Below are 18,369 nucleotides of genomic sequence, written 5' to 3'. Positions count from 1 at the left end.
AAAATGAGTATTGTTAAAAGTCCAGTAATTTGTGTGTTGTTAACCGTTTTATTTTTCGGTTGCGATAAACCAATAAGAGACCTGAATCCAGAAACTTTAGTTGGTGGATTTGAGCTATTAAAACCAGAAAGCACAGGGATTGATTTTAGCAATACTATTAATGAAACAAAAACTTTCAATCATTATTACTATAGCCAAATATATGTTGGGTCTGGAGTGGCTATTGGAGATATTAATAATGATGGTTTGTCTGATATTTTTTTTGGAGGCAATCAAGTCGCTGATAGGTTATATTTAAATAAAGGCGATTTTAAGTTTGAAGATATTACAAAAAAATCTAAAGTGGCAAAAAATGGCGGATGGACATGGGGGGTTACCATGGCAGATGTTAATGCTGATGGATACTTAGATATTTATGTAAGTAGAAACGGAAATTCTATTAACCTTGAAGATTGCAGAAATCAATTATATATTAACAATCAAGACCTTACGTTTACAGAATCTGCAATGGCTTATGGATTAGCTGATGTAGGGTATTCTACGCAAGCCGTTTTTTTCGATATGGATAATGATGGTGATTTAGACATGTATCAAGTAAATCAAATGGTTGATAAAAAAGTATTATTAGTTAATAAATTTCCTAAAGATCGATATAAACATTTTTTAGACAGACTCTATAGAAACGATAATGGGCGATTTAAAGATGTTTCAGCAGAGGTAGGTATCTCTAGAGATTTGTCTTATGGTTTAAGTGTTAACGCTACTGATTTTAATAATGATGGCTGGGTAGATTTGTATGTAGCTAATGACTATGCAGAACCAGATTTTATGTACTATAACAATGGAGACGGTACATTTCGTAATGTTATTAATGAAAAATTAAAGCATATTACACAACTTAGTATGGGGTCAGACTCAGGTGATATTAATAATGATGGTTTGTTAGACCTTATCACAACTGATATGACACCTGAAGATCATTACCGTTCTAAAACCAACATGGCAACAATGAGTACTGAGGCATTTAACAGTATGGTAAATGCGGGCGCACATCATCAGTATATGGCAAATGCATTACAATTAAATACAGGACTTGGAACTTTTTCAGATATTGCTAATGTTGCGGGAATGTCTTACACAGATTGGAGTTGGGCCAGTTTATTAGTAGATTTAGATAACGATGGCTGGAAAGACATTATGGTTTCTAATGGTATAAAAAAAGATGTTGATAACAATGATTATTTAAAAGTTTTAAGAAACTTAAATCCAAAAACAGTAACCGAAGACGAGTTGTTTAAATTAAGCAAAGAGGCGCCTTCTCAAGAAATATCTAATTATGTTTTTAGAAATGAAGGCAATCTTCATTTTAAAAAAATCACTAAAGATTGGGGTTTCGATACACCTAGCTTTTCTAATGGGATGGCTTATGGCGATTTAGATAACGATGGCGATTTAGATGTTGTAACCAATAATATTGATAAGCCTGCATTTGTTTATCGAAATAAAGCAACAGGAAATTTTTTAAAAATAAAACTTGAGGGGTCTGATAAAAACAAGTTTGGTATAGGAGCAAAAGCTATTATTCATCATGGCGATAATATTCAACTAGCTGAAAACACATTAACCAGAGGCTTTATTTCTTCTGTAGAGCCAGGGATGTTTTTTGGTTTGGCTAAAGAAACTAAAGTAGATAAGGTTGAAGTTATTTGGAGCGATGGTAAAGTAAATATTTTTGAAGATGTAGAGGCAAATAGAGTTATTACTGCTAGTTACAACAAGGCAGTCAATTCGTCTAACAAAACAAGCAAAAACACCAATACATTATTAGCGCAAATAGACGCCTCAAGTATTGGCTTAAATTTTTCTCATAAAGAAAATGAGTTTGATGATTTTGCTGAGGAAATATTATTACCTCATAAACTATCTAATAATGGGCCTTTTTCAGCTGTTGCAGATGTTAATGGTGATGGTTTAGAAGATGTATTTGTTGGAGGAGCATCAGAACAAGCAGGTGTGTTATATTTACAAACCAAAGAAGGGAAATTTAAGGTTAATCAATCTCAACCATGGGAGAACGATAAAATATCTGAAGATTTAGGCGCCTTGTTTTTAGATGTAGATGGTGATAAAGATTTAGATCTTTATGTGGCAAGTGGTGGTAATGAATTTAAGCAAGGGAACCCTGCGCTAAAGGATAGATTATATATTAATGATGGGACTGGTGTTTTTGAGAAAATCACTAATGCATTACCAAATATACTAGAAAGCTCTCAATGTGTAAAAGCATCAGATATTGATGATGATGGCGATTTAGATTTGTTTGTTGGCACGAGACTTATTGCTGGAAAATATCCTTTTCCTGCTACAAGTTATATCTTAATTAACGACAACGGACAATTTAAAAAAGCTAATGAAGATATTGCTCCTGGGCTTGTGAATATTGGTATGGTAAGTGACGCTGCTTTTACTGATATTGATAAGGATGGTGACTATGATTTAATGATTGTTGGCGAATGGATGAATATTACGTTATTAACTAATAACGATGGTAAGTTTGTTAATGACTCTAAAAAATTCGGTTTAGAAAATACTCGTGGTTTATGGTGGTCTATTACTGCGGAAGACATTGATGGAGATGGAGATGATGATTACATTATTGGTAATTTAGGGAAGAATAATAAATTTAAGGCTACAAAAGAGCATCCTTTTAAAGTTTATGCTAACGATTTTGATGAGAATGGAACTAATGATGTTGTACTTGCTAAGTTTTATAAAGACGATTATGTACCCGTAAGAGGCCGCGAATGTACAAGTCAACAAATGCCATTTGTAGCTGAAAAATTTAAAGACTACCATAGTTTTGCTTCATCAAAATTACTTGAAATACTACCAGAAGACAAAGTTAAAAACGCCGTAGTTTATGAGATAAGTAATTTTGAAAGTATCATTTTAATTAATGATAATGGAATCTTAAAAAGAAAATCATTGCCTATAGAAGCTCAAATTAGCCCAATAAAATCTTCAATTGTTAGAGACTTTAATAACGATGGGGTTAAAGACATCCTTATTGTAGGTAACCATTATGGTGTTGAGGTTGAAACAGTAAGATATGATGCAGGTTTTGGTTTAGTATTACTAGGAGATAATAATAACAACTTTAATCCAATCTCACCTATTGATAGTGGGTTGCACTTACCGTATGATACACGATCAATAAATCAAATTACAATCCATAACAAAAGAGGATTTATTGTTACTAGTAATGATGATAAGCTAAATGTGCTTATGGACAAGAGCACATATAATTAAAACAGATTTAAAGAACCAATAATGTTGTATAAATAAAGTAAAATTTAAGTGCTACATGAATTTTTTTGTTAAAAAGTATTTAAAAATGAGAGTAAAAAGTAAGATTAGCTATTTAATGCTATTAATGTGCATTCTAATTGTAAATTGTAATAAACCAGTAAGAGATTTAAACCCTGAAACTTTAGTTGGTGGATTTGAATTATTGTCTTCAGAAAAAACCGGAATAGATTTTAATAATAAAATAAAAGAGACAGAGATGTTCAATCACTTTTATTTTGCTCAAATATATAATGGTGCTGGAGTTGCTATAGGCGACTTAAACAATGATGGTTTACCAGATATTTATTTCTGCGGAAATCAAGTTAACGATAGACTTTATCTTAACAAGGGTGATTTTAAGTTTGAGGATATAACAAAAAAATCTCGAGCCGCAAGAAATCCAGGATGGTCATGGGGAGTTACTATGGCTGATGTTAATGCTGATGGTTATCTAGATATTTATGTAAGTCGACATGGTTTATTAATAAACCCTGAAGACCGAAAAAATCAATTGTACATCAACAATCAAGATTTAACTTTTACAGAATCAGCAATGAAATATGGTCTTGCAGATACTGGTTTTTCTACACAAGCCGTTTTTTTCGACATGGATAATGATGGAGATCTTGATATGTATCAAGTAAATCAGCCAGCAGATCAAAAATTATTCTTAAAGCACAAGTTTAATACTAAACAAGGAGAGATATTTAAGGATAGACTTTATGAAAATAGAAATGGTCGTTATTATGATGTGTCTTTAAAAGCTGGAATCTCACAAAAATTCGCATATGGATTAAGCGTCAATGCCACAGATTTCAATAATGATGGTTTTACCGATTTATATGTTTCTAATGATTATGATGAACCTGACGCTATGTATTATAATAATGGCGACGGAACTTTTAGAAATGTAATCGATGAAAATATGAAGCATTTTTCAAGATTTAGCATGGGGTCTGACACTGGAGATATTAATAACGATGGATTAATGGACTTGTTCACAATTGATATGAGTTCAGAAGATCACTTTAGAAGTAAGACTAATATGAAACCCATGAGTTCCAAAGACTTTCACGATTTCGTAGCTCAAGGAAAACATTATCAGTACATGGTTAACACCTTACAGCTTAACACAGGAATGGGAAGTTTTTCAGACATAGGCAACTTATCAGGTGTATCAAGAACTGACTGGAGTTGGTCTACACTTATGGTGGACTTAGATAATGATGGTTTGAAGGATGTAATAGTTTCAAATGGTATTAAAAAAGATGTGCTTAATAATGATTATTTGTCTAAAGTAAATAGTTTAAGTCTTAAAATTACGCATAAGGAATTTTTCGAAGTTAGTAAAAATACACCTTCTCAACCTTTGTCAAATTATGCTTTTAAGAATAAAGGTAATGTTCAATTCGAAAAAGTCAGTAAAGATTGGGGGTTTGCTACTCCTAGCTTCTCTAGCGGTATGGCTTATGCAGATTTAGATAATGATGGAGACTTAGATATTGTTATTAATAATATGGAATCTGAGGCCTTTGTCTATAAAAATAAGGCGACAGGTAATTTTTTAAAAATTGAATTAAAAGGCTCAGAAAAAAATCAATTTGGATATGGAGCAAAAGCAACTATTTCTCATAATGGAAAAACACAGGTTGCAAATAATACAGTTTCAAGAGGGTATTTATCATCAGTAGAATCAGGTTTTTTCTTTGGTTTAGGTAAAGATGTAAGAGTTGATAGCGTAAAAGTAGAATGGCCAGATGGTAAAATAAATGTTTATGAAAATGTTAGTGCAAATGAAGTATTAACAGCAAAACATTCTAAGGCTAAGCTAAAGGATAAAACTAATGAAGAATCAAAAACATTGATGACAAAAATTGAGATCAATGAATTAGGAATCGATTTTAAGCATCAAGAAAATAAGTACGATGAATATCAAGAGGAAGTTTTATTACCTCATAATGTATCTCAAAATGGTCCTTTTACAGCTGTTGCAGATGTTAACGGAGACAATCTAGATGATTTGTTTATTGGTGGGGCTTCGGGGCAAAGTGGAGTACTATATTTACAAACTGACAATGAGAGATTTGTAGAAAACTCTTCACAACCATGGAATAACGATAAAGTATCTGAAGACTTAGGGGCTTTGTTTTTAGATGTTGATGGAGATGGTGATATGGATTTGTTTGTAGCAAGCGGAGGTAGTGAATTCAAACCTGGAGATGCCCGACTAAAAGATAGATTATATATAAATGATGGCAAGGGTCGGTTTGTGAAAAATAGTAGTGCATTACCTAACATATTTGAAAGCTCTCAATGTGTTAAAACAGCTGATATTGATAGTGATGGAGATTTGGATTTGTTTGTAGGTACCAGATTGATTTATAGGCAATATGGTTTTCCTGCTACTAGCTATTTACTTATTAATGATGGAGGTGTATTTAAAAAAGCTCCAGAACAAAACGTGCCAGATCTTAGTAATATTGGAATGGTTACTGATGCTGTTTTTACAGATATTGATCAAGATCAAGACGCAGATTTAATAATTGTAGGAGAATGGATGGCTATAAACGTTTTAATTAATAATAAAGGCGTTTTTCAGAATAAATCTAAGGCATATGGATTAGAAAATACTAGAGGCTTGTGGTGGTCTATTACAGCTGATGATTTAGATAATGATGGAGACGATGATTATATAATTGGTAACCTTGGTAAGAACAACAAATTTAAGGCAAGTAAAGAGCATCCTTTTAAGATTTATGCTAATGATTTTGATGACAATGGCACTAATGATATTGTTCTTGCTAAATTTTATAAAGATGATTATGTGCCAGTTAGAGGTAGAGAATGTACTAGTCAACAGATGCCATTTGTTGCAGAAAAATTTAAAGACTTTAATAGTTTTGCCTCTTCTAAGCTATTAGATATTTTGCCAGATGATAAAGTTAAAGGCGCTGTAGTATATGAAATATCTAATTTTGAAAGTATTGTATTAATAAATGATAATGGTAATTTAAAACAACAAAGCTTACCAATTGAAACACAATTTTCACCATTAAAATCGTCATTAGTTATGGACTTTAATGGAGATGGATATAAAGATATTGTTACAACTGGTAATCATTACGGTGTTGAAATTGAAACCACAAGGTACGATGCTGGAAACGGTACCGTTCTCTTAGGAGATGGTAATAATAATTTTAAATTCTTACCTCCAACAGAAAGCGGATTTTTTACTCCTCAAGACAGTAGGGATTTGAATATTATTAAACAAAAAAGTAATGATATAGTTATAGTAACAAATAACGATGATACAATAACTTCTTTTAAAAAATAATCGGGTCTGTTGCTACACTAAAATTAATGATGTTTTAATATGTATGGGTTATGTATTGGTGAATATTGATTTGTATTGGTAATTTTCTATGTGTATAGGTTTTGTATTGTTGTGTTTAACAGTGTTTTATCATTTTATGTTTGATATTGCATGTACACAAAACTAAAACAAAGACATTATGAAAAAAATTACTTTTTTAACTTTTTTACTGATAACTTCTCTAGGGTTTTCACAAAACCTACTTACTAATGGAGATTTTGAAACGGGGGTTGCTACTCCTTGGGGTGGTAATGCAGCTAACCCTGTTGATGATGGTAGTGGTTCAAACTATGTAAATGAAGCAAATATTATGACAGCTGGTAACCCTTGGGACGTAAGTCTTAGCCAAGGAGATTTATCATTAGTTGATGGACAAACCTATACACTTTCTTTTGACGCATATACAGCTACAGGAACTACAAGAGACATAATTGCCGGTATTGGTCAAGATTCAGGGGCATTTTCTGCTAATACAGTAACTACGAGTTTAACCGATGCTGTTACTACCTTTTCATATGATTTAGTAGCAAATTATGGTTCTGCTGGAGCCATGAATAGTCGTGTTGTATTTGATATGGGTGCAGAAACAGGTTTTGTATTTATTGATAATGTTTCTCTTGAATTAGTGGGAGGAGGATCACCAACATGTACAGATGGCATTCAAAATGGTGATGAAACAGGAGTAGATTGTGGCGGAGCCACTTGTCCTTCTTGTCCACCAGCTGGAAGTGAACTTCTAACAAACGGAGATTTCGATACTGGTGTTGCAGCGCCTTGGGGTGGTAATGCAGCTAATCCAGTTGACGATGGAAGTGGTAACTTTGTAAACGAAGCAAATATTATGACTGCTGGAAATCCATGGGATGTAAGTCTTAGCCAAGGAGACCTTTCCTTAACAGACGGTGCATCTTATACTTTTTCTTTCGATGCTTATACAGCAACAGGAACTACAAGAAGTATGATTGTTGGCATTGGTCAAGACACATCTCCATTTGATGCAAATACAGTAACTACGTCTCTAACTGATGTTAAAACAACTTTCACTTATACTTTAGCAGCGAATTATGGTTCAGCTGGCTCAATGAATAGCCGAGTAATATTTGATATGGGAGCAGAAACAGGTTTTGTATTTATTGATAATGTTTCTCTTCAATTGGTAGTTTTAGATGTACAAGATGCTGAAAAAGCAACATTTAAAACATATCCTAATCCAACTTATAATACTTGGACAATCAAAACAGATAATATTCAAATACAAACTATTAGCGTATTTGATGTTTTAGGTAAACAAGTATTATCATTATCTCCAAATACTAGCGAGGTAGAAGTTGACGCTTCAAACTTAAAATCAGGTTTGTATTTTGCTCAAATAAAAACAGCTACAGGGATTGATAGCATAAAACTAATTAAAAAATAGTTTAATTTAATTAAGTTTGTTTGAAAGGGAGTGAAGTATATACTTCATTCCCTTTTTTTATAAACTGCTACTTACTTATTGTATTATTAATAATACAATACAGAGACTTACATATTATAATATGTACTAAACACAAACACACTATCATTATGAAAAAAATTACATTATTATTTCTTTTTCTAACCGTATCACTTGGATATTCTCAAGTGGTTTTGGAAGATTTTGAAGGTGCAGCACCAACTGTTAATTTAACTAATGGTTTAGGAAGTGCTACCATAACCACCGACCCAGTTGCAGGACCTAACGGAAATGTATTAGAAATTGTTTCTGCAGCTACTGGAGAAGCATGGCAACAAGCAGATCTTATAATGCAAAATAATTTAATAGACTTAACAACAACCAAAACGGTTGATGTAGATATCTATTCAACAACCGCTATTAATATTTTAGCAAGAGGTGAGGATAAGGTGTTTAATACAGCTCCTGTAACTGCGGCAGATATGATGCATAATGGAACAGGTTGGGAAACATTAACATTTAATTTTAATGTCCCTAAGGACGGTCAATCAGCTGCAAATGGAGAATACTCTCAAATATCATTTTTTACATGCTGGGTTGGTAATAATGCTGGTAATAATGCAACAAATGACAACTGGAATGATGCCACTAGCGGTATTACATTTTATGTAGATAATATTACTGCAGTAGCAGGTACGGCATTGCCTATTCCAACTTGTACGGATGGCATACAAAATCAAGACGAGACAGGAATAGATTGTGGCGGGTCAACATGTCCAGCATGTCCAGTACCTCCTACAACTCCAGCTCCAACACCTCCAGCTAGGCCTGTAGCAGATGTGGTTTCTATTTATAGTGATGCTTACGCACCAGGTATTACTTTTGATGCATTTGATGCGGATTGGTGTGGATCTCCAGCTTATACAGAGGTAATGATTTCTGGTAACAATACATTACAGAAAAATGCAGGTATAGTGTGCCATGGAATAAATTTTGAGTCTGATAGACAAGATTTATCAGGGTTTACGCACTTACATTTTGATTTTTATACTACAGATACTGATTTAACAGGAGATGTTTTTAACACAAAATTAGTTGATTGGGGGTTTGCGCCAACTGGAGCGACACAAACAGCATTAGAAGTAAACATTAATACTGGAACATCACCAGCTATTGTTGCTAATATGTGGATTTCTGTTGATATGGATATAACTACTTTAGGTGGTAGTGTTGGTGGTAATTTAACAAGAACCGATGTTGCAGAATTTGGTATTACAACAGCTATGGTAGATAATGTGTGGTACGATAATATTTACTTACATAAAAACACACTTTTAAGTACTGAAGATTTTAATAAAATAACTTTTAATGTATATCCTAATCCATCTCAAAACAATTGGACAATTAAAACAGCTAATGTTCAAATGGAAACGATTAGTGTATTTGATGTTTTAGGTAAGCAAGTATTAACACTTTCTCCTGATGCTAGCGAGGTAAAAGTTGATGCTTCAAACTTAAAATCAGGTTTGTATTTTGCTCAGATAAAAACAGAGTCAAGTATTAATAGCATAAAACTTATCAAAGAATAGTTTAACTTATTAAAGTTTATTTTTAAAAAGAGTGAGGTGTATACTTCACTCTTTTTTGTTTAGCATTTTGTTGGGATTAGTTGTATACAGATTAGCTGTAAATAGTAACGTTTTAGCGATTGCTGTATGGGTTATGTTTTGTTTTAATTTTTTTTTAAACCATAAATGAGTATTAAGTTTATAAACTCTTATTTATAAACAGTTAAAGTATTTACAACATGCATTACTCGCAAAGAACGATAGTTAAATTATTAATCATTATATTTTCAATAAACAGTTTTTCTCAAATTACAAATGTTGGTAGTGGAAGTTACACGAATACATTTCCGGGAACAGATATAGCAGGAAGAAATGGATTTCCTTCTGGTTCGCCACAATTATCTGGTAATGCTATTGGCAAGCCAGTTCCTACTAATGATTGGTGGTCTAAATTAATAAAGGAGAATCATGCCGATAATCTTTTTAATTACCCAATGACTATGAAAACCACTAATACCGGTTTAATAGTTACATATATTCCTTTTGGAGTTATAGGAGACTCTGCTCCTATTCAAGTAGGTCTTTCTGGTTTAAATACTTCACGAACAACGGTTTCAGATTATTCCGATTGGACAGTTACCATGAACTGGAAAGATAGTTCTCATGAGTTAAAAGCTACGTCTGGTATAGGGATGCCTTTTCTGTATTTTGAAAAAGATAGTGATGATATTTTAGAAATTAAAGTTAATGGGGGAACTGCAACAATATCGTCTGAATTATTAATAATTCAAAACGCTAGTAATGGCGCAGATTTTGTTTTTTATGCACCAGCTGGAAGTATTTGGACAAATACGGGAAGCACATATACATCAACATTAAATGGAAAAGATTATTGGTCTATGGCTATGTTGCCACAAAACGCATCTAATATAAATACTGTTGCTAACGAGTATAAAAAATATGCTTACGTATTTCCTACTAATACAACTACAAACTGGTCATACAATCCAAACAACGGTATTGTACAAACAGATTTTACAATTACTACAGAAACTAAAGAAGGTACAGAAACAAATATTTTACAAGGTCTATTACCTCATCAATGGGATAATTTAGCTTCTAGTTCTCCAACACCAAGCGGCTATAGCTACGATGGTGTAAGAGGTGAAATAAAAACATTAGACGGTAATACATTTACAGTTGAGAACACGTATAAAGGAATTCTTCCAACCATGCCTTATTTGGCAAATTACAGTACTGGTTTTAGTCCTTCAGAATTGGAATCAAAAATTTCTCAGATTGAAAATGATGGTTTAGCAACTTGGACAGATTCATATAACGAAGGTCAAGTTATGAATCGTTTAATTCAAACAGCAAGAATTGCTGATCAAACAGGAAATGTTTCGGCTAGAGATAAAATGATTGCTACCATAAAGCAGCGATTAGAAGATTGGTTAATGTATCAATCTGGCGAAAAAGCTTTTTTATTTTATTACCATAGTGCTTGGACAACCATGTTAGGTTATCCAGCAGGACACGGACAAGACACAAATATCAATGACCATCACTTTCATTGGGGTTATTTTATTCATGCTGCTGCATTTATGGAGCAATTCGAACCTGGTTGGGCAGCGCAATGGGGAGATATGATTAATTTATTAATTAGAGATGCAGCATCTCCTGATAGAAATGATACTCAGTTTCCTTTTTTAAGGAATTTTAGCCCTTATGCAGGACATTGTTGGGCAAATGGAACAGCTTCTTTCCCACAAGGAAACGATCAAGAATCTACTTCAGAAAGCATGCAATTTAATTCCTCTTTAATTCATTGGGGAACCATAACAGAAAATGATGAGATTAGGGATTTAGGTGTTTACTTATACACTACAGAACAAACAGCGGTTGAAGAGTATTGGTTTGATATGAACGAACGAAACTTTCAACCTTCACAGCAATATAGCTTAGTATCTAGAGTTTGGGGAAATTCTTATGATAACGGAACTTTTTGGACTTCAGATATTACAGCGTCGTACGGTATAGAGTTATATCCTATGCATGGTGGGTCGTTATATTTAGGTCAAAATTTAGCTTATGTTCAAAAAATATGGGACGAATTAAAAACACATACAGGTATTTTAAGCAATAGTGATACCAATCCAAATTTATGGCATGATACGTTTTGGAAATATTTATCGTTTTTAGATCCAGCAAAAGCAATCGAATTATACGATGCCTATCCAGACCGTAATTTAAAATTTGGTATAACAGATGTGCAAACATATCACTGGCTTCACGCCATGAATGCTATGGGTAATTTAGATGCTTCTCTTACATCAGATTACCCAATTGCAGCTGTTTTTAGTAATGGTGGAGATAAAACGTATGTAGCTCATAATTATTCGGATTCACCAATCATAGTTACATTTTCAGATGGTTATATGCTAGATGTTCCTGCAAACCAAATGGCTACGAGTAAGGATATAAATATATCAGCTACTTTAACTTCAGATTTTAATCAAGCATTTCCAAATGGTAGTATAAACTTAACAACAACAACTTCAGGAAGTGGTATTACAAAAGTTGAGTTTTATGATGGAACGACATTATTAGCAGAAGACACTAACGCTCCGTATGAACATAAAGCAACAAATTTATCATTAGGTGTACATGGTATGTATGCTAAAGTATATGTAGGCTCAAATTTTAACGTTACTAATATTGTAAATATTCAAGTGGGTGAGCAACTCCCCTATTCTGGAACTCCAATTAGTATTCCTGGAATTATTGAAGGAGGGCATTATGATAAATTTGAAGGAGGTGTTGGTCAAAACATTTCCTATGTAGATACTTCTATAAATAATGAAGGCGATTTTAGAACAAATGAATATGTAGATACATTTTCTGATAATTCAGAAGGGGCTACAGTAGGTTATATATCTCCTGGAGAATGGATGGAATATACAATTGATGTTCAAACTGCTGGAAATTATAATCTTTCATTAAGATATTCTTCAGGAAATGATAATGGAGGAGGACCTTTCTATTTTGAAATAGATGGGAATAAAATTAGTTCAGATATTACAGTTAATGATTCTGGTGTATGGGATCCATTAACTTGGACAAATAAGGAAGTAAGTAATATTGAATTAAACGAAGGTGTACACGTTTTAAGATTAGTAATTACAAACGGCGAGTTTAATTTGGGACGAATGACTTTTAGCTATAATAGTCCGTTGTCATACTCCCCTCCTGTTGCAGATGCAGGTGAAAATGTTACAGTAATTCTACCAAATACCACAGCTACATTAGATGCTTCTCAAAGCACAGATGCTGATACAGCTGATTTAAAATATAGTTGGGAACAAATTTATGGACCTTCAACAATTTCTTTTTCAGATGATACAGCTGAATCTCCAAATATTTCAAATTTAGAAGAAGGTATTTATAAAATAAAATTAACGGTTAGTGATGGCAGGTACACTTCGACTGACGATGTTTTAGTTATTGTATCTCAAACAGGTAATACAAACCCAACAGTTTCAATTGTTTCACCAGCAAACAACGAAACATTTAAAGAGGGTGAAGATATTACTATTACAGTTTCTGCTACAGATTTAGATGGAACAATTACTAAGGTTGAGTTTTATGATGGTTCAACCAAATTAGGAGAGGATACTATAGAACCCTATAATTATGTTTGGAATAGTGCTAGTTTAGGTGCACACCAAATATCAGCAAAAGCTATAGATAATTCAAATGCGGAGGGTACATCTGAAGTAGTTAATATATCCATTGATGAAGTTAAAATTTGCTCAGAAACGGGATCAATTGCACAACAAGGATCTTTTTCAACAGGTTATAAAAGCACTTTTGAAACCATAGGAACAGACGTTATTGTTACCTTCGAATTATTAGATACAGATAAGTCTGGTGTAATAGCTTATCTCTGGAATCAGTCACCTTTTTCAGAAGTCCAAATGGATCATGTTGGCGGTAATACTTTTTCGAGAACCTTAAGTGGTTTATCAAACGGAGCAACAATAAATTATGCTTGTAAATTTGCTTTTGCTGGAGGCTTAGCGGTAACAAGCTATATTAGTTACGTGGTTGGTTCTGATTGTACTATAGCAAGTGATTCTGTGCCACCAACAAATTTTACGGCTACAATTGGAGAAGTTACAGCTTCTTCAGTCGAGTTATTACTTAACGCTAATGACAATTCAGGAACTGTAGTTTATAACGTAAACTATAATTCAGGCAGTACTAGTTCAACTGGAGCTTCTGGAACTCAAGAATCTTTAGTAATTACAGGATTAAACCCAGATACACTTTACACTTTTAATGTTGCAGCAAGTGATTTAATTGGAAATACTGCTAGTAATAATCCAATTATACTTCAGGCTACAACTTTAGAAGATACAAGTACAGCGTGTTCTGGATCTGACTCAGAGGCTCAACAAGGAAGTTTTGATATTGGGTATATTTATAGTTTTGAAACAACAGGAACCAATGTTACTTTAACTTTTGAGATGCTTGATAACAAGTCTGGAGTTATAGCTTATTTATGGAAGCAAAGCCCTTTTGGAGAAACTCCAATGACGAATACTTCTGGTTTAACATTTACTCATACTTTAACTAATCAAACACAAGGTACTACAATTAACTATGCTTGCAAATTTGCTTTTGCAGGCGGTTTAGCAGTTACTAAATATCTTTCTTATGTTGTTGGTGACAATTGTACTTTAGGAGTTAATGATTTTGAAAAAACTTCTTTTATGATATTTCCGAATCCAACTCAAGATAGTTGGACCATTAAAACGGAGAACATACAAATGGAAACGATACGTGTATTTGATATATTAGGCAAAAATGTATTGTTACTATTTCCAAATGAAACTAAAACCAAAATTGATGGTTCTAATTTAAAATCTGGACTGTATTTTGCTCAGATAAAAACACAATTAGGTATTAAGACCATAAAATTGGTTAGAAAATAGTGTTGTTGATTTCTTAAGTTTATTTTAAAAGAGTGTGATTGTATAATCGCGCTCTTTTTGTTTACTCAAGTTAAAATATTTCTTTTCTTTGTGTAAAAGCTACATGTTTCTATGTTTGATGATATTTTAACAGCCATTCCCTTTGGTATTATACTTGCCTTTACCATAGGTCCGGTGTTTTTTGTGCTTCTAGAAACGAGTGCCACAAAAGGGTTTAGAAGTGCCTTAATATTCGATTTGGGCGTTATTCTAGCAGATATCATTTTCATTGTCATTGCTTTTTATAGTACCAATAACCTAAGAGACAAAATAGGTAATGACCCTAGTTTTTTAATATTTGGTGGAGCCTTGTTAATAGTTTATGGTGTTATTTCATTCATAAAAACGTCAAAATCATTTAGAGATATTGTTAAAGAATACCATAAGGTTGAAATTCAAAAAGATTACGGTAAGCTTTTTATTAAAGGGTTTCTTCTTAATTTTATAAATATTGGTGTACTTTTAGGATGGTTAGGCTTTATTGTTTTAGGTGATTCATTAACAACTTCTAAACATGGAGATATTATTTTTATTACTTCAATGTTAACATCTTATTTTGCTGCAGATTTAGTAAAAATAGTAATAGCAAAAAGACTTAAAGCAAAACTAACGCCACGACTTATCTTTAAAACAAAAAAGGTAATAGCTATAGTAATTTTGGGTTTTGGTGTTCTATTATTTGTTCAAGGCTTATTCCCTGAAGCTTATGAAAAGAATAAAGAAAAATTAGAGAAGATTAGTCCAATTAAAGAAACGCTTCAAGAATAAACGTAAAGTTTTAAAGCGCTAAGTCTATTCAAATTAAACTAAATTTTAATAATTTTTCTAAAAATTACGCATAAAAAAACCCTCAAAGAAAAACTTGAAGGTTCTTTGAGGCGTCGAGCGGATTCGAACCGCTGTACAAGGTTTTGCAGACCTCTGCCTAGCCACTCGGCCACGACGCCATACTTTTAAAAAAACTCAAAAGGAATTTAAAACCCTCCTGATATAATCATTCTCACATTACTGCAAAAATCTGCTGCAAATGTATAAAAAAATGTGACTTTTCAATAGTTAAAATCACTTTTTACGCTTTTCGGTCATTTTTATCGTTACTTGTTCTACATCACCACCAATTGGGGGATTTAATTTACTTACCGAAACTGTAGCTTTCTTAACAAGAGTGTCTTCATCAAAAATCCTATTTAAAATACGTTTTGCAACCGTTTCTAATAAAGCAGAAGGAATATCCATTTCTTCCTTAATCACTCTGTTTAAAAACACATAATCAACAGTATCACTAAGTTTATCGGTTTTTGCTGAGGTTTTTAAATCTGCTTTAACCTCTAAATCCACACGATAATCGCTACCAATTTTGGTTTCCTCTTTTAAACAACCATGATGCGCAAATACGCGAATATTTTCAACTTTTATAATTCCCATTGTCACACAATTTAAGTCATCAAAATTACCTAATTTTGCTCAATATTTTTGTTTAATGGGTAGCTAATCCCAAACAGTTAGATATTTTATGTCTGAAGAAAGAAAATCACTCAATTTTATTGAGCAAATTATAGAAGAAGATTTAGCAAACGGGTTATCAAAAAACAATCTCCGTTTTCGTTTTCCACCAGAGCCAAATGGCTATTTGCATATTGGCCATACAAAAGCCATTGGTATTAGTTTTGGTTTAGGTGAGTATTATAACGCACCTGTTAATTTAAGATTTGATGATACTAATCCAGCCAAAGAAGAGCAAGAGTATGTAGATGCCATAAAGAAAGATGTGGCGTGGTTGGGCTATAAATGGGATAAGGAATTGTTTTCTTCAGATTATTTTCAACAACTATATGATTGGGCAGTTTATTTGATTAAAGAAGGTAAAGCCTATGTAGATTCACAATCTAGTGAAGCTATGGCAGAACAAAAGGGCACTCCTACTCTACCCGGTGTTGATGGTCCTTATAGAAACAGGACTGTTGCTGAAAACTTAGATTTGTTTGAGCGTATGAAAGCTGGCGAATTTGATGAAGGCGAGCATATTTTACGAGCAAAAATAGACATGCAACATGTTAATATGTTGATGCGTGACCCTATTATGTATCGCGTTTTAAAGAAACACCACCATAGAACAGCAAATGATTGGTGTATTTATCCGATGTATGATTGGACACATGGCGAGAGTGATTATATTGAACAAATATCACACTCGTTATGTTCGCTTGAATTTAAACCTCACAGAGAACTTTATGATTGGTTTTTAGACCAAATAATAGACCCAAGCAAACTAAGGCCTAAACAACGCGAGTTTGCACGTTTAAACCTTAGCTATACCATTATGAGTAAGCGTAAGTTGCTCAAGTTAGTTGAAGACGGTGTTGTTAATGGATGGGACGACCCAAGAATGCCAACCATTTCTGGTTTACGAAGAAGAGGCTATACACCAGTAGCTTTAAGAAAATTTGTTGAAACTGTTGGTGTTGCAAAACGAGAAAACATTATTGATGTTTCATTACTAGAATTCTGTATTCGAGAAGATTTAAATAAAACAGCACCTCGTGTTATGGCGGTTTTAAACCCTGTAAAAGTCGTTATTACCAACTATCCTGAAGGTAAAGTGGAATGGATGAATGCTGAAAATAATCAGGAAGACGAAAGTGCTGGATTTAGAAAAGTACCTTTTTCTAAGGAATTATATATTGAGAAAGAAGATTTTAAAGAAGAAGCTGGTAGTAAGTTTTTTAGATTGAAAATAGGGGGTGAGGTGCGTCTTAAAAACGCCTATATCATAAAAGCTGAAAGCGTTGTAAAAGATACAGATGGGAACATTACAGAAATTCATTGTACTTATTCTGAAGATACAGAACGTAGAATTAAGGGCACACTCCATTGGGTCTCTATTCAGCATGCTGTAAAAGCCGAAGTAAGAGAATATGATAGATTGTTTAATGATGAAGCTCCAGATAGTCATCAAGACAAAGATTTCATGGATTTTATCAACCCAAACTCTTTAAAAACTATTGAAGCTTTTGTTGAGCCCAGTTTAAAAGAAGCAAAAGTAGGAGATCGATTCCAGTTCCAGCGTTTAGGATATTTTAATGTAGATGATGATGCTACCTCAGATAATCTGGTGTTCAATAAAACAGTTGGTTTACGTGATACTTGGGCTAAAGTAAAGCCGAAACAAAACACAAATCAGAACCAACAAAAACAACCACAACAAAATAACAGATCTGCTATAGATCAAATCAAATCTTTTGGTAAAAAGTATGATAGAATGCCAGAAGACAAGCAAGCCAAAGCGAAAGCTGAAATTCAAGAATTAGCTAAAAAAGTAAGCTATGATGAGGTAGAACCGTTGTTTAATACTTCTGTTAAAAAATCAGGAACACGTATTATTACAATGATTACCTTGGGTGTTTTACTAGAAAATGGACTAGAAAAAAATGAGGCTATTAATGATTTTATCGCTAAAGCATTAGAAGATAAAAATGCGTTACTGGTTGAAGAAGCTAAGGCTATTTCTTAAATAATTTATGACTCTTTAGGTTTCTAAAGCCCGAAGGGTTTTATTTAAAGATTTAAGTAAAATGTAAGTCTACTTTGCTGTTTTCAAGCCAGTATTTA

General features: G+C 33.1%; 8 protein-coding genes and 1 tRNA gene. 7 read left to right on the top strand and 2 right to left on the bottom strand.

Annotation, left to right across the window (positions count from 1 at the left end; all coding sequences use genetic code 11):
* Nucleotides 1-3 precede the first annotated feature (3 nt).
* The 6 genes from DIS18_RS05075 (at nt 4) to DIS18_RS05050 (ending at nt 15,528) form a co-directional block, all read left to right on the top strand.
* Nucleotides 4-3,309, top strand: a complete 3,306-nt coding sequence (locus DIS18_RS05075) for a VCBS repeat-containing protein (protein ID WP_109351932.1) — start codon at nt 4-6, stop codon at nt 3,307-3,309.
* Between the two features lie 85 nt (nt 3,310-3,394).
* The gene (locus tag DIS18_RS05070) at nt 3,395-6,682 is read left to right on the top strand and encodes a VCBS repeat-containing protein (RefSeq protein WP_181363983.1); all 3,288 of its coding nucleotides are present in this window, start codon (nt 3,395-3,397) and stop codon (nt 6,680-6,682) included.
* A gap of 178 nt (nt 6,683-6,860) precedes the next feature.
* Nucleotides 6,861-8,138, top strand: a complete 1,278-nt coding sequence (locus DIS18_RS05065; RefSeq protein WP_109351930.1) for a carbohydrate binding domain-containing protein — start codon at nt 6,861-6,863, stop codon at nt 8,136-8,138.
* Nucleotides 8,139-8,287: 149 nt separating this feature from the next.
* Entirely contained in the window at nt 8,288-9,745 is a 1,458-nt protein-coding gene (locus tag DIS18_RS05060; RefSeq protein ID WP_109351929.1) for a T9SS type A sorting domain-containing protein, read from the top strand.
* 218 nt (nt 9,746-9,963) lie between these two features.
* Entirely contained in the window at nt 9,964-14,721 is a 4,758-nt protein-coding gene (locus tag DIS18_RS05055) for a glycosyl hydrolase (RefSeq protein WP_109351928.1), read from the top strand.
* A 111-nt stretch (nt 14,722-14,832) separates the two neighbouring features.
* Nucleotides 14,833-15,528, top strand: coding sequence for a LysE family translocator (locus DIS18_RS05050; RefSeq protein ID WP_109351927.1), 696 nt, complete (start codon nt 14,833-14,835; stop codon nt 15,526-15,528).
* A 108-nt stretch (nt 15,529-15,636) separates the two neighbouring features.
* Here the strand turns inward: DIS18_RS05050 and DIS18_RS05045 are convergent.
* Both DIS18_RS05045 and folB read right to left on the bottom strand, forming a co-directional pair.
* Nucleotides 15,637-15,707, bottom strand: a tRNA-Cys gene (locus DIS18_RS05045).
* A 115-nt stretch (nt 15,708-15,822) separates the two neighbouring features.
* Nucleotides 15,823-16,185: a dihydroneopterin aldolase gene (gene folB / locus DIS18_RS05040; protein WP_109351926.1), complete on the bottom strand. Its 363-nt coding sequence runs from the start codon at nt 16,183-16,185 to the stop codon at nt 15,823-15,825.
* 88 nt (nt 16,186-16,273) lie between these two features.
* Here folB and DIS18_RS05035 point away from each other — a divergent pair, with 88 nt between their 5' ends.
* Complete coding sequence (locus DIS18_RS05035) at nt 16,274-18,271, top strand: glutamine--tRNA ligase/YqeY domain fusion protein (protein ID WP_109351925.1); 1,998 nt, start codon at nt 16,274-16,276, stop codon at nt 18,269-18,271.
* Nucleotides 18,272-18,369 lie beyond the last annotated feature (98 nt).

Source organism: Algibacter marinivivus (genome assembly GCF_003143755.1).
GTDB lineage: Bacteria > Bacteroidota > Bacteroidia > Flavobacteriales > Flavobacteriaceae > Algibacter_B > Algibacter_B marinivivus.
This window is presented reverse-complemented; position numbering and strand designations above follow the sequence as displayed.

What these genes read in the sequence shown, in the direction of transcription:
- DIS18_RS05075 (WP_109351932.1), top strand. Translation starts at nt 4, where the DNA reads ATGAGTATTGTTAAAAGTCCAGTAATTTGTGTGTTGTTAACCGTTTTA.
- DIS18_RS05070 (WP_181363983.1), top strand. Translation starts at nt 3,395, where the DNA reads ATGAGAGTAAAAAGTAAGATTAGCTATTTAATGCTATTAATGTGCATT.
- DIS18_RS05065 (WP_109351930.1), top strand. Translation starts at nt 6,861, where the DNA reads ATGAAAAAAATTACTTTTTTAACTTTTTTACTGATAACTTCTCTAGGG.
- DIS18_RS05060 (WP_109351929.1), top strand. Translation starts at nt 8,288, where the DNA reads ATGAAAAAAATTACATTATTATTTCTTTTTCTAACCGTATCACTTGGA.
- DIS18_RS05055 (WP_109351928.1), top strand. Translation starts at nt 9,964, where the DNA reads ATGCATTACTCGCAAAGAACGATAGTTAAATTATTAATCATTATATTT.
- DIS18_RS05050 (WP_109351927.1), top strand. Translation starts at nt 14,833, where the DNA reads ATGTTTGATGATATTTTAACAGCCATTCCCTTTGGTATTATACTTGCC.
- folB (WP_109351926.1), bottom strand. Translation starts at nt 16,185, where the DNA reads ATGGGAATTATAAAAGTTGAAAATATTCGCGTATTTGCGCATCATGGT.
- DIS18_RS05035 (WP_109351925.1), top strand. Translation starts at nt 16,274, where the DNA reads ATGTCTGAAGAAAGAAAATCACTCAATTTTATTGAGCAAATTATAGAA.